At 70.8% G+C, this 18,095-nt stretch carries 17 protein-coding genes; 10 read left to right on the top strand and 7 right to left on the bottom strand.

The genetic code is table 11. From position 1 onward, the window contains the following. Window positions 1-288: 288 nt before the first annotated feature. Window positions 289-948 (bottom strand): hypothetical protein, encoded by a 660-nt coding sequence (locus ACFVHO_RS34285; protein WP_385723470.1) that lies wholly within the window; start codon window positions 946-948, stop codon window positions 289-291. A gap of 128 nt (window positions 949-1,076) precedes the next feature. Between ACFVHO_RS34285 and ACFVHO_RS34280 the strand changes: the two genes are divergently transcribed. Then, window positions 1,077-1,655: a YdeI family protein gene (locus ACFVHO_RS34280; protein ID WP_385723467.1), complete on the top strand. Its 579-nt coding sequence runs from the start codon at window positions 1,077-1,079 to the stop codon at window positions 1,653-1,655. A gap of 497 nt (window positions 1,656-2,152) precedes the next feature. On the opposite strand, the gene ACFVHO_RS34275 is transcribed toward ACFVHO_RS34280, so the two are convergent. The 3 genes from ACFVHO_RS34275 to ACFVHO_RS34265 form a co-directional block, all read right to left on the bottom strand. Then, window positions 2,153-3,619, bottom strand: coding sequence for a catalase (locus tag ACFVHO_RS34275; RefSeq protein WP_385723464.1), 1,467 nt, complete (start codon window positions 3,617-3,619; stop codon window positions 2,153-2,155). A 209-nt stretch (window positions 3,620-3,828) separates the two neighbouring features. After that, window positions 3,829-4,722: a 2-hydroxy-3-oxopropionate reductase gene (locus tag ACFVHO_RS34270; RefSeq protein WP_385723462.1), complete on the bottom strand. Its 894-nt coding sequence runs from the start codon at window positions 4,720-4,722 to the stop codon at window positions 3,829-3,831. Window positions 4,723-4,766: 44 nt separating this feature from the next. Further along, window positions 4,767-5,600 carry a TIM barrel protein gene (locus ACFVHO_RS34265; protein ID WP_385723459.1) on the bottom strand — a complete coding sequence of 278 codons (834 nt, stop codon included), beginning with the start codon at window positions 5,598-5,600 and terminating at the stop codon, window positions 4,767-4,769. A gap of 168 nt (window positions 5,601-5,768) precedes the next feature. Between ACFVHO_RS34265 and ACFVHO_RS34260 the strand changes: the two genes are divergently transcribed. The 8 genes from ACFVHO_RS34260 (at window position 5,769) to ACFVHO_RS34225 (ending at window position 13,047) form a co-directional block, all read left to right on the top strand. After that, window positions 5,769-6,047: a hypothetical protein gene (locus ACFVHO_RS34260; RefSeq protein ID WP_385723457.1), complete on the top strand. Its 279-nt coding sequence runs from the start codon at window positions 5,769-5,771 to the stop codon at window positions 6,045-6,047. Then, window positions 6,044-6,421, top strand: a complete 378-nt coding sequence (locus ACFVHO_RS34255; RefSeq protein WP_385723454.1) for a helix-turn-helix domain-containing protein — start codon at window positions 6,044-6,046, stop codon at window positions 6,419-6,421. Before ACFVHO_RS34260 ends, ACFVHO_RS34255 begins: the two co-directional genes overlap by 4 nt. Window positions 6,422-6,590: 169 nt before the next feature. Continuing rightward, window positions 6,591-7,103 (top strand): 2-oxo-4-hydroxy-4-carboxy-5-ureidoimidazoline decarboxylase, encoded by a 513-nt coding sequence (uraD, locus tag ACFVHO_RS34250; RefSeq protein ID WP_385723450.1) that lies wholly within the window; start codon window positions 6,591-6,593, stop codon window positions 7,101-7,103. Next, a complete protein-coding gene (uraH, locus tag ACFVHO_RS34245; RefSeq protein WP_385723448.1) occupies window positions 7,100-7,507 on the top strand; it encodes a hydroxyisourate hydrolase in 408 nt (135 codons plus the stop codon). Before uraD ends, uraH begins: the two co-directional genes overlap by 4 nt. A gap of 5 nt (window positions 7,508-7,512) precedes the next feature. After that, a complete protein-coding gene (gene pucL, locus ACFVHO_RS34240) occupies window positions 7,513-8,469 on the top strand; it encodes a factor-independent urate hydroxylase (RefSeq protein WP_385723445.1) in 957 nt (318 codons plus the stop codon). Between the two features lie 62 nt (window positions 8,470-8,531). After that, the gene (locus ACFVHO_RS34235) at window positions 8,532-9,923 is read left to right on the top strand and encodes a nucleobase:cation symporter-2 family protein (RefSeq protein WP_385723442.1); all 1,392 of its coding nucleotides are present in this window, start codon (window positions 8,532-8,534) and stop codon (window positions 9,921-9,923) included. Window positions 9,924-9,971: 48 nt separating this feature from the next. Continuing rightward, window positions 9,972-11,372 (top strand): 8-oxoguanine deaminase, encoded by a 1,401-nt coding sequence (locus tag ACFVHO_RS34230; protein WP_385723440.1) that lies wholly within the window; start codon window positions 9,972-9,974, stop codon window positions 11,370-11,372. A gap of 229 nt (window positions 11,373-11,601) precedes the next feature. Then, window positions 11,602-13,047, top strand: coding sequence for a nucleobase:cation symporter-2 family protein (locus ACFVHO_RS34225; protein WP_385723438.1), 1,446 nt, complete (start codon window positions 11,602-11,604; stop codon window positions 13,045-13,047). A gap of 63 nt (window positions 13,048-13,110) precedes the next feature. On the opposite strand, the gene ACFVHO_RS34220 is transcribed toward ACFVHO_RS34225, so the two are convergent. Further along, window positions 13,111-13,980 carry a chitosanase gene (locus ACFVHO_RS34220; RefSeq protein ID WP_385723435.1) on the bottom strand — a complete coding sequence of 290 codons (870 nt, stop codon included), beginning with the start codon at window positions 13,978-13,980 and terminating at the stop codon, window positions 13,111-13,113. Window positions 13,981-14,333: 353 nt separating this feature from the next. Here ACFVHO_RS34220 and ACFVHO_RS34215 point away from each other — a divergent pair, with 353 nt between their 5' ends. Beyond that, window positions 14,334-14,978, top strand: coding sequence for a DUF4360 domain-containing protein (locus tag ACFVHO_RS34215; RefSeq protein WP_385723433.1), 645 nt, complete (start codon window positions 14,334-14,336; stop codon window positions 14,976-14,978). A gap of 101 nt (window positions 14,979-15,079) precedes the next feature. Here ACFVHO_RS34215 and ACFVHO_RS34210 read toward each other — a convergent pair whose 3' ends face one another. After that, on the bottom strand, window positions 15,080-17,314 hold the full coding sequence (locus tag ACFVHO_RS34210) for an alpha-N-acetylglucosaminidase (protein ID WP_385723431.1): 2,235 nt from the start codon (window positions 17,312-17,314) through the stop codon (window positions 15,080-15,082). Window positions 17,315-17,466: 152 nt separating this feature from the next. Then, the gene (locus ACFVHO_RS34205; protein ID WP_385723429.1) at window positions 17,467-18,057 is read right to left on the bottom strand and encodes a hypothetical protein; all 591 of its coding nucleotides are present in this window, start codon (window positions 18,055-18,057) and stop codon (window positions 17,467-17,469) included. Between the last annotated feature and the right edge of the window lie 38 nt (window positions 18,058-18,095).

Below are 18,095 nucleotides of genomic sequence, written 5' to 3'. Positions count from 1 at the left end.
CGCGCTCGTCCTCAAGCGCCGGACGGGCTTTCTCCCACCCGCCCGCCCGAACTTGCACCAGCAGACCGACAGCCCGGCACCTTCAGCCCGCCCCGCAGCGCCTTTCGGCCCGCCTCGGCGAAGTATCCAGCCCGTCCGGCGCTTGAGGACGAGGCGCGGAGCGCCGATCCGGCAGCGGCTGTCCCACCCGAAGGGGACACCCACCCCCGGGGTCCAGGGGCAGAGCCCCGGGATCGGAGAAGGGGTGGGACTGGGGCGCCCCCGCGAGGGCCCGGACTGCGGAGCGGCTCAGGGCGACGACGGGCGGCGCCGTACGAAGTAGTGGACGGTCAGGGCCAGCACCAGCGGACCCCACAGGCCGACCGGCAGGACGCAGGCGCGGAACAGGAACTCCCAGAAGCCGTTGTCGAACTCCCCGAAGGAGAAGCCGAGCCCGAGTGCGCCGAGCGTGAAGGGCCCGAACAGAGCCGTCGCACCGAGTCCGCCGAGCGTCGCGGGCACCACCGCGACCCACCGGTTCAAGCGCCGCCCGCCGACCAGCGGGACCCACCCCGGCACCACCTCACCCCACCCCCGCACCAGCCCGAAGCCCAACAGAGCCAGCGCCTCCGTGAGCAGACTCAGGGCGAAGATGTACGGCACCGAGATCCACAGGCTGCCCAGGGACCCGGTGTCGGTGCCCATGTCGAACCCGAAGGCGAAGGGCAGCCGCCACACGCACTGGGCGAGCAGGACCAGCGGGATGAGGTGGGCGACGCGCTCGGCCCACCGGGGGACGGGACGCTCGGTGCCGGTGCCGACCCCGGCGCTGGTCCCGGCGGCGGTACCTGTGCCGAGCCCGGCGACGGTGCCTGCGTCGGCGGCGGCCAGCCCCCACCCCGTGTCCGTCCCCTGCCCCTCGCCCGTACCGGTGCGGATCTCGCCCTCGTGAACTGCGGTCGTCGTCATGACAGTTACTCTTCCGCCCGCACGGCCGGAGATCGTCAGCCCGTACGCCGGACCGTCTCCGCCGCGCGGGGGAGGGGGCCGTATACCGTGGCGGGAGGTACACACGTGCGGATCGAGGGAGTCCTGCCATGGAGACGTTCGACGGGCTCCCGGTCCGCGCGTTCGCCGACCGGGGCGCGCTGGAGGAGTGGCTGGACGCGCATCACGAGGACAGTCCCGGCATCTGGCTGAAGCTGGCCAAGAAGGCGTCGGGCGTCGCCTCCGTGACGACCGACGAGGTGATCGACCTGGAGCTGTGCTTCGGGTGGATCGACGGCCAGCGGCGCCGCCTCGACGACACGTACTTCCTGCAGAAGATCACCCCGCGCCGCCCGCGCGGCACCTGGTCGAAGCGGAACATCGACCGGGTGGAGGCACTGGTCGCCGCGGGCCGGGTGCGTGCGCGCGGCCTCGCCGAGATCGCGGCGGCGCAGGCGGACGGCCGCTGGGACGCCGCGTACGACGCACAGGCAGAGGCGGTCGTACCCGACGATCTGGCGGCGGCTCTTGCGGCCGAACCGCGGGCCGCCCGGACGTACGACGGGCTCGGCAAGACGGACCGGTTCCGGGTGATCCTGCGGTTGCAGACGGCGCGGACGGAGCGCACGCGGGCCGCGCGCCTGGAGCGGATGGTCGCGACGCTGGCGGCGGGGGAGAAGGTCCGCTGACCGCTCGGCCCGGCGCGCCGGAGCCGTCGTACGCCGAAGTCCCCGGGGCGCGTGGGCGCCCCGGGGGCCAGGGAGTTGCTGCCGCCCGACGGCGTGCGACTGGCGGAACATGCATACGCGCCGCCGGGCGGAATCAGGGGGAGCGGGAGGGGCAAGCGGAGCCAAGGGGAGTCAAGCGGAGCCACGGGGAGCCGAGGAGCCAAGGGGAGCCACGGGGAGCCACGGGGAGCCACGGGGAGCCACGGGGAGTCCAGGGGAGGGGAGTGTGCCGGGACCGCGGCGGCGCGGGCGACAGCCCCCGGGCGGCGCCTTCTCAGGTCGAAGGCGTGCCGGAAGACCTTCACCACCGCACTGGCTCGGCCGAGCCGCCGCGGTCCTCGTCGTCCCGCCCGCCGTGGGACCACCCCTCATCCGGGTCCACGGCGGTGCGGGCCTCCGCGCGAGGGGACTGACCTCCCGTCAAGTCCCCCGCGCAGCCTTGGGGTCGGGGCCCGTCCTCAGTCGTCGCGCAGGGCGCGGACCGCTTCCTCGACGCGCTTGCCGTAGTCGGCGTCGGCGGCGTGGAAGTGGGCGAGGTTCTTCTCGATGACGTCGTCGCGGGAGACCTGCGAGAGTCCGCCCGCGATGTTCGCCACGAGGCGCGCCTTCTCCTCGGCGGACATCAGCCGGTACAGCTCGCCCGCCTGGTAGAAGTCGTCGTCCTTGGTGTGGGCCGGGGCCTCGTGCGTGCCGGTGTGGCCGGTGACGGCCAGCGGGGCCGACAGGGGCTTGCCGGTCTCGGTGGGGCCGTCGTAGGAGTTCGGCTCGTAGTTCCTGCGGTCGCGGCCGTAGGCGTTGGTGGCCATCAGACCGTCGCGGCCGTAGTTGTCGGCGGCGCCCCCGGGTACGGCCTTCGGGGCGTTCACGGCGAGCTGGGTGTGATTGACGCCGAGGCGGTAGCGGTGCGCGTCCGCGTAGGCGAACAGGCGGCCCTGGAGCATCTTGTCGGGCGAGGGGCCGATGCCGGGCACGAAGTTGTTCGGCGAGAACGCGGACTGCTCGACCTCGGCGAAGACGTTGTCCGGGTTGCGGTCGAGGACCAGGCGGCCCACGCGCTGGAGCGGGTAGTCGCTGTGCGGCCACACCTTGGTGAGGTCGAACGGGTTGAAGCGGTAGTTCGCCGCGTCGGCCGCCGGCATGATCTGCACGTGCAGGGTCCAGGACGGGTTGACGCCCCGCTCGATGGCCTGGAGCAGGTCCGTCTGGTGGGAGTTGGCGTCCTTGCCCGCGAGCTCGGCGCCCTGCTCGGCGGAGAGGCAGCGGATGCCTTGGTTCGTCTTGAAGTGGTACTTGACGAAGAAGGCCTCGCCCTGGGCGTTCGTCCACTGGTAGGTGTGCGAGCCGTAGCCGTTCATGTGGCGGTACGACGCGGGGATGCCGCGGTCGCCCATCAGCCAGGTCACCTGGTGCGTGGCCTCGGGGGCGTGCGCCCAGAAGTCCCAGACGTTGTCCGGCTCCTGCTTGCCCGTGAACGGGTCGCGCTTCTGCGAGTGGATGAAGTCGGGGAACTTCAGCGGGTCCTTGATGAAGAACACCGGGGTGTTGTTGCCGACGAGGTCGTAGTTGCCCTCCTCGGTGTAGAACTTCACCGCGAAGCCGCGCGGGTCGCGGACGGCGTCCGCGCCGCCGAGGCTGTCGGCCACGGTGGAGAACCGCAGGAAGGTCTCCGTGCGCTTGCCCACCTCGCCGAGGAAGGCGGCGGAGGTGTACGCGGTGACGTCGTCGGTCACCTCGAAGTAGCCGTAGGCGCCCGAGCCGCGGGCGTGCACGACGCGCTCCGGGATCCGCTCGCGGTTGAAGCGGGCGAGCTTCTCCAACAGGTGCTGGTCCTGGAGGAGCAGCGGGCCGCCGACACCGGCGGAGGCGGAGTTCTGGTTGTCGGCGACAGGAGCGCCGGACTCGGTCGTGAGCACACGCTGCGACATGGTGGTGGGTCGGCCTTCCGTGCTGTGGCTGCTGACGTGATGGGGAGCGTAAGGACCCCTGAGCTGCTGCGTCAACAGTTTGTTGAAGTTGATGGGAGGGGTGGGTGTTCCGGGCCGCGGCGGCGTCTGGGCGCGACAGGACAGGTGTCAACGCCACCGCGGCCCGGAAGTCTGGGGTGCTCTACGGCCTTCGGTCCGACGGCCTCGGCTCAGAGCCGGGCGCCGGAGAGGCGCTCGACGGAGCGGAGCAGGGCCGAGTGGTCGAGGCCGCCGTCGCCCTGCGCGCGCAGGCTGGCGACGAGCTGGGCGACCACGGCGCCGACGGGCAGGGCCGCGCCGACGTTGCGGGCGGCGTCCGTGACGATGCCCATGTCCTTGTGGTGCAGGTCGATGCGGAAGCCCGGCTTGAAGTCGCGGTTCAGGAAGTTGTCCTTCTTGCGGGTCAGGACGGTCGAACCGGCGAGGCCGCCGTTGAGGACGTCCAGGGCCGCCGCCAGGTCCACGCCCGACTTCTCCAGGAAGACCACGGCCTCGGCGCACGCCTGGATGTTCACGGCGACGATCAGCTGGTTCGCGGCCTTCACCGTCTGGCCGGAGCCGTGCGGGCCGCACAGCACGATGGTCTTGCCGAGCGCGTCGAGGAGCGGCTTGGCCGCGTCGAAGTCGGCCTGCTCGCCGCCGACCATGATGGAGAGCACGGCCTCGATGGCACCGGCCTCGCCACCGGACACCGGGGCGTCCAGGACGCGGATGCCCTTGTCCTTGGCGGCCTCGGCCAGGTCCACCGAGGTCTGCGGCGTGATCGACGACATGTCGATGAGCAGGGCGCCGGACCGCGCGTTCTCCAGGATGCCGTCCGGGCCGTACGCGATGGCCTCGACCTGCGGCGACGCGGGCACCATCGTCACGATGACGTCGGCGTCCTTGACGGCCTCGGCGATCGACTTCGCGGCGGTGCCGCCCGCGGCGGTGAGGCGGTCCAGCTTGTCCTGCTCCAGGGTGAAGCCGGTGACGGAGTAACCCGCCTTGATCAGGTTCTCGGACATGGGGGAGCCCATGATGCCGAGGCCGATCCATGCGACCTTGGGGAGGTTGCTGCTCATGAGGGTGCCTCTCTGACTGCTTTCGTACGTCTATGAGTTGGCGCTCAGCGCGCGGCGCGGGCCTCGCGGGGAAGCCACTCGAAGGAAGCGGCGGCGTCGGCGGCCTTGTACTCCAGGCCGACCCAGCCCTCGTACCCCGCCTTCTTGAGCTGGTCGAGAAGGCCCTCGAGGGGGAGCGAGCCGGTGCCGGGGGCGCCGCGGCCCGGGTTGTCGGCGATCTGCACGTGCGCGGTCTTGGCCGCGTACTGCTCGATGACCGACGGCAGGTCCTCGCCGTTCATGGACAGGTGGTAGAGGTCCATGAGGAACTTCGCGTTGCCGAGACCGGTCGCGGCGTTCACCTTGTCGACGATCTCGATCGCCTTGGGGGCGCTCACGATGGGGCACTGGGGCGACTCGGGGGCGTTCAGCGCCTCGATCAGTAGGACCGCGCCCACCCGGTCGGCCTCGCGGGCCGCCAACGCCAGGTTCTCCAGGGCGAGTTCGTCCTGGACGGCCGGGGCCACGCCCTCGACGCGGTTGCCGTACAGCGCGTTGAGCGCCTTGCAGCCGAGCGACTTGGCGAAGTCCGCCGCCACCGCGAGGTTCGCGCGGAACTTCTCGCTCTCCTCGCCGGGGATCGACAGCGCCCCGCGGTCGGGGCCCGGGAGCTGCCCGGCGTAGAAGTTCAGGCCCACAAGCCGCACGCCCGCGTCCTCGATCGCCTTCTTGAGGGCGTCGAGCTCGGACCGCTCGGGGGTGGGGGCGTCGACCCAGGGCCACCACAGCTCGACCGCGCCGAAGCCGGCCTTCGCGGCGGCCGCGGGGCGCTCCAGGAGCGGGAGCTCGGTGAAGAGGATCGACAGGTTCACATTGAAGCGCTGGTCGGAGTATCCCATGGGGCTTCCGCGCTCCTTCCGTATTGCGGAAGTTCATTTCTGCTTGATGGAAGACTGCATCCGATCCGCGGAAGCTGTCAAGGGGCTCCACCGGAAATCCGGGCCCGACGCCCTCAAGAAGCCGGGCGGGGTCGCCTGGTGGCCGGGATGCCGCGTTAAGTTGGCGCCGTGCGATTGAGAGTGGAGTTCACGACCGAGCCCTTCGACCTCGACGAGGCGCCGCCCCACGCCCTGGCCGCCCGCGACGTCATCCAGGGCGCCGACCTCGACGCCGTGGACGTCGGCCCCTTCGGCAACACCGCCGAGGGCGACGTCGACGCGGTCCTGACGGCCGTCGACGCGATGCTGCGCCGGTCCCTGGGTGCGGGCGCCACGCGTGTCTCGCTCCAGGTCAATGTGATCGCGGAGCCGGGCGAGCGGACCGCGCCGGGGGAGGTCGCCCCGTGACCGGCTTCGGGGACGACCCCTTCGCCACCGCGGTGAAGCCGCTCGTGGACGCCATGGGCGGCGAACTGCTGCCGCCGGACCAGGCGGGCCCGGACGACGTGGTGCTCGCCTGGGAGGGCGAGGACGTGCTCGCGGTGCGCCTTCCGCAGCTCGCCGACTCCCTCGACCACATCCTGCTCGCCCTGGAGCGCAAGCGCGGCATGCCCCTCGCGGAGCTCGACCGCAAGGCCAAGCAGGAGGTCGTACGGATACTCGAGGCCCGTGGCGCGTTCTCCGTGCGCCATGGTGTGGAGACCGTGGCGAGCGCCCTCGGGGTCAGCCGCTTCACCGTCTACAACTACCTGAACAGGGAAAACGCCGCGAAGGACAAGTAGTTCCCCGCCGCGGGGCGACGGTGTCGTCACGCTGCGCGGCCGAGCCGTCACCCGGATCGCGGGGTGACGGCTTCTTTGTTCAAATGATTTCAACAAACTGTTGACGGGATGTTGTTGAAGGTCTTAGCTGTTCCGCAGCCCGTCCAGCACATGGCCACGGAGGCACCCCGTGACTTCCCGTACGACACCGGGCCTGGCCCGGTTCAACGCCCTGCCGGAGCCGGCGGCCACCGCCGAGCTCCACGAGGCCTGCGCCTCCTCGGCCTGGGGGAGCGAATTGCTCGCCCAGCGCCCCTTCACCACCGCCGACGCCCTCTACGCAGCCAGCGACGCCGCCATGGCCGAGCTGACCGCCGACGACCTGGCCGAGGCGATGGCGGGGCACCCGCCCATCGGGCGCCCGAAGCCGGGAGACCCGACCTCGTCCCGCGAACAGCGGGGCATGGCCGGGGCGTCCGAGGAGCTCAAGGCCGAGATGCTCGACCTCAACCTGGCCTACCAGGACAAGTTCGGCCACGTCTTCCTCATCTGCGCCACCGGCAGGACCGGCGAGCAGATGCGGGACGCGGTCCGGGACCGGATCGGCAACTCGCCCGAGCAGGAGCGGGAGATCGTCCGCACCGAACTCGGCAAGATCAACCGCATCCGCCTGGCCCGCCTCCTGGAAGAAGAGAACGCATGAGCACCGAAACCACCGCGTCCGTGTCCACGCACATCCTGGACACCAGCGTCGGCCGCCCCGCCGAGGGCGTCGCCATCACGCTCGCCGCCCGCGGCGGCGACGGCGCGGACTGGGTGGCGCTCGGCGGCTCGGCCACCGACGCGGACGGGCGCTGCAAGGACCTGCCGGCGCTGCCGGAGGGCACCACCCACGTACGGCTCGACTTCGCCGTCGAGGCGTACTTCCTGAGCAAGCAAGCAACGCAAGCCGAGGCGCAGCAGGACGCCCCCGCGAATCGGGACAGCGGTGCGAGCGGTGTGTTCTTCCCCGAGGTGGCGATCACGTTCGCCGTCGTACCGGGCGAGCACTACCACGTACCGCTGCTGCTCAACCCGTTCGGCTACTCCGTTTACCGAGGGAGCTAGCAGACATGACAGACGATTCCCGCCGGGCCCGCCCTGTGATCCTGGGCCAGAACCAGTACGGCAAGGCAGAGAACCGGGTCGTCAAGATCACGCGGGACGGCGACACCCACCACATCAAGGACCTCAACGTCTCCGTCGCCCTCTCCGGCGACCTGGACGACGTGCACTACAGCGGCTCGAACGCCAACTGCCTGCCGACGGACACCACGAAGAACACCTGCTTCGCGTTCGCCAAGGAATACGGCATCGAGTCCGCCGAGCAGTACGGCATCCACCTCGCGCGGCACTTCGTGGACAGCCAGCCCTCCATCCACCGGGCGCGCATCCGCATCGAGGAGTACGCCTGGGAGCGCATCACCGCCTCCGACGCCAACTCGCAGTTCATCGGCGCCGACGAGGTCAAGCACTCCTTCGTGCGCAAGGGCCAGGAGATCCGGGTCGCCCAGATCACCTACGACGGCACGCACTTCGAGGTCTTGAGCGGTCTGAAGGACCTGACCGTGATGAACTCCACGAACTCCGAGTTCTGGGGCTACATCAAGGACAAGTACACGACGCTCAAGGAGGACTACGACCGCATCCTCGCCACGTCCCTTTCGACGTGGTGGCGGCACAACTGGACCAGTGACGAGCAGCGCATGCCGAACTGGGAGAAGTCCTACGACCAGGCCAAGAAGCACATCCTGCAGGCCTTCGTGGAGACCTACTCCCTCTCGCTCCAGCAGACGCTGTACCAGATGGGCACCCGGGTCCTGAACAACCGCGGCGAGATAGACGAGATCCGCTTCTCCGCGCCCAACAAGCACCACTTCCGCCAGGACCTGTCCTTCTGCGGCCTGGACAACGACGCCAAGGACGGCGCGGTCTACTACGCCGCCGACCGCCCCTACGGCCTCATCGAGGCCACCATCCTGCGCGAAGGCACCGAGGCGAGGATCCCGGTCGACATGACCAACCTCTGACGCGGGACGCGCGCCCCGGCCCCTGACGTCCGGGGCGCGCCACACCGGAGGGAACGAAAGGCATGGCACAGCCCGCAATACCCGAAGGGGAGCCAACTCCCCACTGTCCCCCGGTGGACGAGTGCCACCCGGTGGACGAGAAGCTCCACCCCTCGCGGCTCGTCCCCGCCGCGCTCCAGCACATCGCCGCCATGTACGCGGGCGTCGTCACCCCTCCGCTCATCATCGGCCAGGCCGTCGGCCTCGACACCGCCGCCCAGACCCGGCTGATCGCGGCGAGCCTGCTCATCGCCGGACTCGCCACCCTGCTCCAGACCCTCGGCGTCAAAGGGGTCGTGGGCAACCGCCTGCCGTTCGTGAACGCCGCGTCCTCGGCGGGCATCGCACCCATCCTCGCCATCGCCGAGAACAGCGCGACGGGACACCAACTCCCCGCGATCTACGGCGCGGTGATGGTCGCGGGCGTCTTCTGCCTCGCCGTCGGCCCCTTCTTCGGCCGCCTGCTCCGCTTCTTCCCGCCGCTCGTCACCGGCGTCGTCATCACGCTCATCGGCGTGACGCTGATGCCCGTGCCCGTCACCTGGGCGCAGGGCGGCGACAAGGAGGCCGCCGACTTCGGCGACATGCGCTTCCTCGCGCTCGCCGCCTTCACGCTCGTGGTGATCCTGCTCTTCCAGCGCTTCGCCCGCGGCTTCCTCAAGCAAGTCGCCCTGCTCATGGGCTTGTTCATCGGCACGCTCGCCGCGATCCCGTTCGGGATGGCCGACTTCGCCGCCCTGAGGTCCGCGCCCGTCGCCGCCGTGCCCGAGCCGTTCGCGTTCGGCGCCCCCGAGTTCCAGCCCGCCGCGATCCTCTCCCTGTGCATCGTGATGCTCGTCCTGATGACGGAGTCCAGCGCCGGGATGCTCGCGCTCGGCGAGATCTGCGAACGCAGGACGGACGGCAGGACCATCACGCGCGGCCTGCGCACCGACGGCATCGCCACCCTGGTCGGCCCGGTCTTCGGCGGCTTCCCGACTTCCGCCTTCGCGCAGAACGTCGGCGTCGTCTCGCTGACCCGGGTGCGCAGCCGCTACGTCGTCGCCGTCGCGGGCGGGGCGCTCATCGTCCTCGGCGCCTTCCCGGCGCTCGGCGCGGTCGTCAGCCTCGTACCGATGCCGGTGCTCGGCGGCGCGGGCATCGTCCTCTTCGGCTCCATCGCGGTCAGCGGCATCCGTACGCTCTCCGAGGCGGGCCTGGACGACAGCTCCAACATCATCCTGGTGGCCGTGTCGCTCGGAGCGGGCATCATCCCGCTCGCCGCGCCCACCTTCTACGCGGACTTCCCCGCGTGGGCCCAGACCGTCCTCGGCTCCGGCATCAGCGCGGGCGCGCTCACCGCGGTCTCGCTCAACCTGTTCTTCCACCACCTCGGCACCCGTGGCAGCACCGCCGCGGCACTCAAATCTTCCTAGGGTCATGCCGTGCCCAGCATCTCGCCACTCACCCACAAAGGAAGCACCATGGCAGCATCGGCAACCCCCGAAGGCGCCGTCGAGCGCATCGTCATCGAGAACTGCGCCATCGCGACCGTGGACGCCGACGACACCGAGTACGCCTCGGGGTACGTGGTCGTCGCGGGCAACACGATCGAGTCGATCGGCGCGGGGAAGGCCCCCGAGGGCCTGGAGAACGTCGTACGCCGCGTGGACGGCACCGGACACCTGGTCACGCCCGGCCTGGTGAACACCCACCACCACTTCTACCAGTGGATCACCCGGGGCCTCGCCACCGACCACAACCTGTTCAACTGGCTGGTGGCGCTGTACCCGACGTGGGCGCGCATCGACGAGGACATGGTCCGCGCCGCCGCGCAGGGCTCCCTCGGCATGATGGCCCGCGGCGGCGTCACCACCGCCATGGACCACCACTACGTCTACCCCAAGGGCTCCGGCGACCTGTCCGGCGCCATCATCGGGGCGGCCCGCGAGATGGGCGTGCGCTTCACCCTGGCGCGCGGCTCCATGGACCGCAGCGAGAAGGACGGCGGCCTGCCGCCGGACTTCGCCGTCGAGACCCTGGAGGGCGCGCTCGCCGCCACCGAGGAGACCGTCAAGAAGCACCACGACGCGTCCTTCGGCGCCATGACGCAGGTGGCCGTCGCCCCCTGTTCGCCCTTCTCCGTGTCCACCGAACTCATGAAGCAGGGCGCCGAGCTGGCGCGCCGCCTCGGGGTGCGGCTGCACACCCACGGCAGCGAGACGGTCGAGGAGGAGAAGTTCTGCCACGAGCTGTTCGGCCTGGGCCCGACCGACTACTTCGCGTCCACCGGCTGGCTCGGCGAGGACGTGTGGATGGCGCACTGCGTCCACATGAACGACTCCGACATCGAGGCGTTCGCGCGCACCGGCACCGGCGTCGCCCACTGCCCCTCCTCCAACGCCCGGCTCGCCGCCGGCATCGCCCGCGTACCCGACATGCTCGCCGCGGGCGTCCCCGTCGGCCTCGGCGTGGACGGCACCGCGTCCAACGAGTCCGGCGAGCTGCACACCGAACTGCGCAACGCGCTCCTCATCAACCGCCTGGGCGCCCACAAGGAAGCCGCCCTGAACGCCCGTCAGGCCCTGCGCCTCGGGACGTACGGCGGTGCCCAGGTCCTCGGCCGGGCGAGCCAGATCGGCTCCCTGGAAGCGGGCAAGCTCGCCGACCTGGTCCTGTGGAAGATCGACGGCATCGGGCACTCCTCGATCGCCGACCCGGTCACCGCCATCGTCTTCGGCGCGGCAGCGCCGGTGACGCTCTCCCTCGTCAACGGCGAGCCGGTCGTCGAGAACGGCCGCCTCCTGCACGTCGACGAGGACGCCATCGCCCGCACCGCGCGGGACGAGGCGCAGCGACTCGCGCGCATCGCCGCGGGGAGCTGACCCCTGGATCTCCGGTCGGGGGGGACGGCCCCCGACCGGACTCGAGCAGCCGAGCGGGCTGCTCGAGTGCCGCCCCGGAACGTGGCCCAAAGCTTCACGTCGCCGGGGCGGTCAGTACTACCTGGGCGCTTCACAACCGCATAACGAGCAAGTCCTTGCATCACGCACCACCTCCCAGAAGCGCGTGCCGGTCCGCAGCCGGCACAGGAAAACAAACGGAGGAGCCGCAGTGGCGACCAAGCCCAGGTTCACCAAGCAAGGCACCACCCCACAGCCCGACGGGCCCCCACATCCCGTCGACGAGAAGCTGCCCGCGCTGAAGATGGCCACCACCGGCCTGCAGCACGTCGCCGCCATGTACGCGGGCGTCGTCGCGCCGCCGCTCATCGTGGGCGCCGCCGTCGGCCTCTCGGCGAAGGAACTCACCTTCCTCACCGGCGCCTGTCTGTTCACCGCCGGTCTCGCGACCTTCCTCCAGACGATCGGCGTCTGGAAGATCGGCGCCCGCCTGCCCTTCGTCAACGGCGTCACCTTCGCCGGTGTCGCGCCCATGCTGGCGGTCGTCGACTCCACCAAGGACAAGGACGACGCGCTGCCGATCATCTTCGGCGCGGTGATCGTCGCGGGTCTGCTCGGCTTCATCGCGGCGCCGTTCTTCTCCAAGATGGTCCGCTTCTTCCCGCCCGTGGTGACCGGCACGGTCATCACCCTCATCGGCATCTCCCTGATGCCGGTGGCCTTCGGCTGGATGCAGGGCCCGAACCCGGCGGCCGACGACTACGGCTCGACCAAGTACCTCTCGCTCGCGGGCGTCACGCTCGTGATCGTGCTGCTGCTCCGCCGCTTCACGCGCGGCTTCGTGAAGCAGATCGCGGTGCTGCTCGGGCTCGTGATCGGCACGCTCGTCGCGATCCCCTTCGACGTCACGGACTTCGGTCCTGTCGCCGACGCGGACGTGGTCGGCTTCCCGACGCCGTTCCACTTCGGCGCCCCGCAGTTCGCCGCCGCCGCGATCGTCTCGCTCTGTGTCGTCATGGTCGTCTCCATGACCGAGTCGACGGCCGACATGCTCGCTCTCGGTGAGATCGTGGACCGCCCCGCCGACGAGAAGACCATCGCCGCGGGCCTGCGTGCCGACACCCTCGGCTCCGCCGTCAGCCCGCTCTTCAACGGCTTCATGTGCAGCGCCTTCGCGCAGAACATCGGCCTGGTCGCGATGACGAAGATCCGCAGCCGGTACGTCGTGGCGACCGGTGGCGGCTTCCTGGTCCTGATGGGCCTGTGCCCGATGGCCGCCTCGCTCATCGCGGTCGTGCCGCGTCCCGTGCTCGGCGGCGCGGGCGTGGTCCTGTTCGGTTCGGTCGCCGCGAGCGGCATCCAGACCCTCGTCAAGGCGGGCCTGGAGAAGGACAACAACGTCCTGATCGTCGCCGTCTCCCTCGCGGTGGGCCTGATCCCCATCTCCGCGCCGGAGTTCTACCACGCGTTCCCGGAGACCGCGAAGATCATCCTGGACTCCGGCATCTCCACCGGCTGTGTCGCCGCGGTCGTGCTGAACCTGCTGTTCAACCACACCGGCAAGGGCAGCGAGGACGACGAGGTCACGGCGCCGATGGAGCCCGGCGAGGAGATCGCGGGACAGCGCACACACTCCGCGTCCGCGGTCACGCACTGAGGCGGGCGCGGGCGTTCGGGGCACCCCCCGGTGCCCCGAGCGCCCGCCCGCGCGAGGTGCCCGCTAGCCGCCGATGTGGAAGGAGTCGCCGTAGACCTTCCAGTCGAGCGGCGGGTTCAGGTTCAGGTTCTTCTTGTTGAGGAACACGCGCTGCGCGGTGTCCACGCGGCTGGTGTCCTCGTGGGCCGCCTCCTGCTTCATCGCCCAGACCCGGGCGTCGAGGAAGGCGTGCAGGTACTTGACCTCGTCGCCGCCCTGCGCCGGGGGCTTGGCCTTGGTGAGGGCGCGCTTGCGTATGTTGCTGAAGCTGGTGTTGTCGCCGCCGTCGCCGTGCATGACGATCGCGTCGTAGTAGGCGAACTGCCCGAGCGTGCCGATGCCGTCGGCCTTGCCCTGCTTGACCGCCGGGTTGAAGTAGACGCGGTCCCGCTCGTCGTTCTGGGCCTTCTGGAACGCCGAGTCCTGCGCGGCCTTCTTCCAGTCCTTGGTGAAGTTCGGGTCCAGGCCCTCGTGCGAGTCGCTGCCGTCGACCTTCCGCAGCGCGGGCAGGTACTTCGCCAGGACGTTGCCGGGCTTGCGCTGGGTGTACAGCTCGACGAGGTCCAGCATGTCGCCGGTGCCGGAACAGAAGCCGATGATGCCCGCCGTGTAGCCGCGGCCGTCGTCGATGTCCTCGATGTAGCCGTACTGCGCCTTCCAGTCGAGCGAGGAGTTCTCCGCGCTGGAGACCAGCTTCATCGCGATCTCCTTCTTCGCCGGGTCGTCGAGCCCGGCGGCGGCGGAGACCGAGGGGGCGGCGCTCGCGGGCGCCGGGGCCGGGGCGGCGCCCGCGGTCTGGGTCAGGGCCAGGGAACCGGCGACCAGGGTGGCGCCGACCAGGCCGATCACGGCACGACGCGTGGTGCGCCCGTGGGGGGTGCGGTGAGCGTGCAACGGATCCTCCAGGTGGGGGAGTTCAGCGTTCCGCTGTTCTGTTAGGAAGGTTTCCTACCAGAATTTGAGGATGACGTATACCCGTCAAACAAGAGTCGTCGGATGTGTACCGCTCAGGCACCTCACGGGCCGCGCGACTTCGCCCATACATGGCCGGACATCGCCCTAGTCGCTGCTCACGCTGGTCCGTACTATCCCATCACCCTCAGCCTCCGCTCATCGCCCGCGGGCCGCTCGTGGCCCCCGTGCGAGGGCTGAGTCAGTTCCTCCCAGCACCGCTACATCCCCCACCTCACGGTGCCCCGCGCCCTGCGCGCGCCGCGCCGTGGGCCGAAGCAAGAATTGGGAGAACCATGTCCGTTGCACTGCTCGCCGGGGGCGCACTCGCCGCCCTGATCGGCGCGGGCCTGCCCGCGCAGGATCCGTCGGGTTTCTCCGACCCGCCGCCGGACAAGATCGTGATCGACGTCGCCACTGTGAACGGTTCGGGCTGCCCGAGAGGGACGGCCGCCGTCGCCGTCTCCGAGGACAACACGGCCTTCACCGTCACCTACAGCGACTACCTCGCCCAGGCGGGCGGGAACTCCGCTCCCACGGCGTTCAGGAAGAACTGCCAGCTCAGCCTGATCGTCCACGTCCCCCACGGCTTCACCTACGCCATCGCGAGCGCCGACTACCGCGGCTTCGCCTCACTGGAGAGGGGTGCCAAGGGCACCGAGAAGGCCTCGTACTACTTCCAGGGCTCCCCGGACACGGGAACCAAGACGCACTCCTTCAACGGCCCTGTCGCCGACAACTGGCAGGCCACGGACGAGACCGAGGTCACCCAGCTGGTCTGGGCGCCCTGCGGCAAACAGCGCAACTTCAACATCAACACCGAGCTGCGCGTCGACGTCGGCACCTCGGACCGGACCAAGACCAGCTTCATGACGATGGACTCCACCGACGGGGACATCAGCACCATCTACCGCGTCAAGTGGAAGGAGTGCCCCGCCTGATCGTCCCCCTGGTGAGGCACTGACCAGTTCCTGGTGAGGGTGTCGCGCCCGCGGCGGATTCCTGTTCCGTCCGCGGGCGCGGCGACCACCTCCGGCCGACGTCAGTCGGACCGGGCGAGCGCGGCGCGCACCTGCTTCGCGATCGCGTACGTGTCCCCGGTGGGACGGACCGCGAGCCGGCCCGGCTGCCGGGTCCACCGGTCCTCAAGGGCGAACCAGTCGATGTCCTTCGGCGCGCGGCCCTCGTCGAGCGCGGCGCGCAGCTCGTCGAAGTACGTCTTCCAGCGCAGCCGGTACAACCCGCCGACCAGGCCCGCCCACTCCCGGTTGGCGTAGTCCTTCAGGCCCGCGTCGGCCCCGGCGCGGGTGCCCCACACGGTCAGCAACGACAGTTGGTCGTAGGCGAGTCGGTCCCGCTCGCGGGCGTCGGCGCCCCAGCCCCGGGCGTCGGCGAGCGCCCGGCCGAGCAGATGCCGCGCGTCGGTGCCGACCAGGCGGTCGAGCAGGTCCATCAGGCCGAGCCAGGTGCGGGTCAGCCGCTCGAAGCGGGCGGTGTCCCGCTGGTCGTACGCGTCCTTGACGCGCGGAAGCAGCACCCGGCTGCGGTTGGACAGGGCCTGCCGTGCCACGTCGAGCAGATCGCGGCGGTACGCGGACGACCTCCGCAACTCCCGCCGCACCAAAAGCAGTTCCTTGAGCGCGGGCTCGAAGTCCGCCGCCCCGTACCGCAGCGCCTTCGGCGACCAGGAGGCCGCCGACGTCACCGCGAGCCCGGGGCGCGCGCCGAACAGGCCGTCGGCGCCCTCGGCCCACTTGTCGGCGCGCGTGGTGCCGTAGACGGTGCGGCGCAGCACGTCCCAGGCGGCCCGCGCGTGCGGATCAGCCGCTCCGTAGCGGGCCACCGACCATGCGTCGAACCACTCCTTGAGGTCCAAGTCGCCATTCAGCCACGGGAGTTCGGAGAAGAGGGCGAAGGCGGCCGGGTTGTTGTCGGCGGCCTCCGGCATGAGCGCGATGCCGCGCAGGGTGCTGCCGTCCTTGGTGCGCCACTTCTCGTAGAGATCCGCCCAGTCCGGCGTGTTCGCGCCGAGGACCGTGTGCCCGCCGAAGTTCCAGATCGAGCCGAAGGTGTACGGCGTGGAGCCCCAGTCGGACTCGCGGTCGGTGACCGTGGGGAATCGGTCGCTGAGCCCGTCGACGACGAGCATCCGGGACTTGTCGACGGCGTCCGTGATCTCCTTCGGCGGGTTGTGCTGCCAGCCGAGGATCACCCAGAGCGCGTCCGGGTGCGCCGTCCGCAGCGCCTTCTCGACGCTCTTCGCGGCCTCGCCGACCGGCACGTCACCGGGCTTGCCGCCCTCGTGCAGAAGATCCATCTTGTACATCGTCGAAGGGCCGAACAGCTCGTCCTGCACCCGGTAGAAAGCGGCCGCCACGCGCGCGAAGGCGTCGGTGCGCGGGTCCAGCCAGTCGGGCCGCGCGAAGCCCACCCAGTCGCCCTGCGGCACGGTCCGCGCCCCCGGGTTGCGGTCGGCGAAACCGGGCGGGACGGTGCCGAAGTAGCCGGGGAGCACGGGCGTCATGCCCAGCTCACGGGCCCGGTCGGCGATGCGGCGGCCGAGGCGGGCGCGTCTCGCGAGCAACTGCCGTGACACGGGGTGCGGGAAGGACGACATGTTCTGCAGCAGCCACCACGGCTGGTGCGCGGGGCCGGGCACCCAGGCCCGCAGCTCCTCGTCGTCGTACCCGAACTCCTGAAACATCCGGTGATAGACGGCGTCGGCCCCGGCGTACACCAGGACCTCGTTGTAGCCGTGCAGGGCGAGTACGTCGAGTTCGTGCTCCCAGTAGGTCCAGTCGGCGTAGGCGTTCACATAGCCGTCGTTGGTGTCGTTGAGCACGAAGCGGTGCGGGACGTCGGCGCGCCGGGTGACGGGGGCGCCCGGGGCGGGGAGCGTCGCGGGCAGGTCGAGCTGGTCGCCCGCCCAGGTGATCGTGGCGTGCGCGGTGTGCTGCAAGTAGTGGCGCAGGCCGGTGAGTTGGACGGCTGCGGTGGGTCCCGACACGACGATGTGACCGCGTTTTCCGGACACCCGGAAGACGTCGTCGGCGCTCGGGACCGTCTTGAACGCGACCTGCTCCCAGTGGTCGGGGAGCAGTCTTCGCGCGGCCGCGGTGGCCGCCGCGGCGGGCCCGGTCCCGGTGCGCGTGCGGACCGAGGTACCGGGCGCCGGGCCGTCCGCGCCCCGCGAGGAGGCGGGCGAACAGGCCACGGCGGCACCGGCGGTGCCGGCGAACGCGGTCAGGACGGTACGGCGGCGGGGCGGATGCGGCATACGGGGCTCCCGGGGTCGGGGCGGGCGGCGAGTACCGAGGTGACTCTTGCCCGGCCCCGCCCCGTTCCGTAACCCTCGGGCCCGAGGTTGCGCTGTCCTTCACCGCCCGGTCGGGCACCGTTCACGCCGTTCGGCCCGGGCCCGGGCGCCGTTCAGGCCGCGGGCTGCGTCCGCCGGAAGTAGTCGTTGCCGCCGCCGTTCGGCCAGGCGAACGTGAGCTGCCCGCCGCTGAGCCGCGCCGTTCCGGCCGCCGACTCGCCCATGCAGGTCGCCCTGATCACCATGGCCGAAGTGATGGTGCCGGGGCAGGACTTGCTGCCGGACGCCATGTTCATCGAGGTGCCGTTGATGGTCAGGACGATCAGCCGTCCGCCGCTGCCGCGCGCCACGTGGTACCAGGTGCCCTGCACGGACTGCGGTCCGGAGGTGCCCGGGCGGGTGGTCTTCTTCGGGGGGACGGCGGGGGCGCTGGCGCGGGGCCTGGTGGGGGTGGCCGGGGCGGTCGGCGTCGCGGCGCGCGTCGGCGTGGCGGTCGCCTTCTTCGTACGGCTCGGGGTGGGCGACGCGGTCTGCTCGGCGCCGTCCTTCCCGCCGCCCTTGCCGGGGGTCTTCTCCGCCGGTTCCACGGACGCCGTGGAACCCGACGAGCCCTTGTCCCTCTTCTTGCCGTCACCCCCGCATCCGGTCAGCACGAGGGAGAGCGCGGCGGCGACGCAGGCGGCAACGGCAGGTATTCGGCGCACGGAGAAGTCCTGAATTCCGGGTCTGGTGGGGGGACTCG

Source organism: Streptomyces sp. NPDC127108, assembly GCF_042677545.1.
GTDB lineage: Bacteria > Actinomycetota > Actinomycetes > Streptomycetales > Streptomycetaceae > Streptomyces.
Note: the sequence above shows the minus strand (reverse complement) of the source record. Positions and strands in the feature narration are given on the sequence as shown.

Bases quoted from the DNA above. Each gene is read 5' to 3' on its own strand.
- ACFVHO_RS34275 (WP_385723464.1), bottom strand. From the start codon at position 3,619: ATGTCGCAGCGTGTGCTCACGACCGAGTCCGGCGCTCCTGTCGCCGAC.
- uraH (WP_385723448.1), top strand. From the start codon at position 7,100: ATGAGCACCGAAACCACCGCGTCCGTGTCCACGCACATCCTGGACACC.
- ACFVHO_RS34210 (WP_385723431.1), bottom strand. From the start codon at position 17,314: ATGCCGCATCCGCCCCGCCGCCGTACCGTCCTGACCGCGTTCGCCGGC.
- ACFVHO_RS34215 (WP_385723433.1), top strand. From the start codon at position 14,334: ATGTCCGTTGCACTGCTCGCCGGGGGCGCACTCGCCGCCCTGATCGGC.
- ACFVHO_RS34285 (WP_385723470.1), bottom strand. From the start codon at position 948: ATGACGACGACCGCAGTTCACGAGGGCGAGATCCGCACCGGTACGGGC.
- ACFVHO_RS34270 (WP_385723462.1), bottom strand. From the start codon at position 4,722: ATGAGCAGCAACCTCCCCAAGGTCGCATGGATCGGCCTCGGCATCATG.
- ACFVHO_RS34280 (WP_385723467.1), top strand. From the start codon at position 1,077: ATGGAGACGTTCGACGGGCTCCCGGTCCGCGCGTTCGCCGACCGGGGC.
- ACFVHO_RS34265 (WP_385723459.1), bottom strand. From the start codon at position 5,600: ATGGGATACTCCGACCAGCGCTTCAATGTGAACCTGTCGATCCTCTTC.
- ACFVHO_RS34230 (WP_385723440.1), top strand. From the start codon at position 9,972: ATGGCAGCATCGGCAACCCCCGAAGGCGCCGTCGAGCGCATCGTCATC.
- ACFVHO_RS34235 (WP_385723442.1), top strand. From the start codon at position 8,532: ATGGCACAGCCCGCAATACCCGAAGGGGAGCCAACTCCCCACTGTCCC.
- pucL (WP_385723445.1), top strand. From the start codon at position 7,513: ATGACAGACGATTCCCGCCGGGCCCGCCCTGTGATCCTGGGCCAGAAC.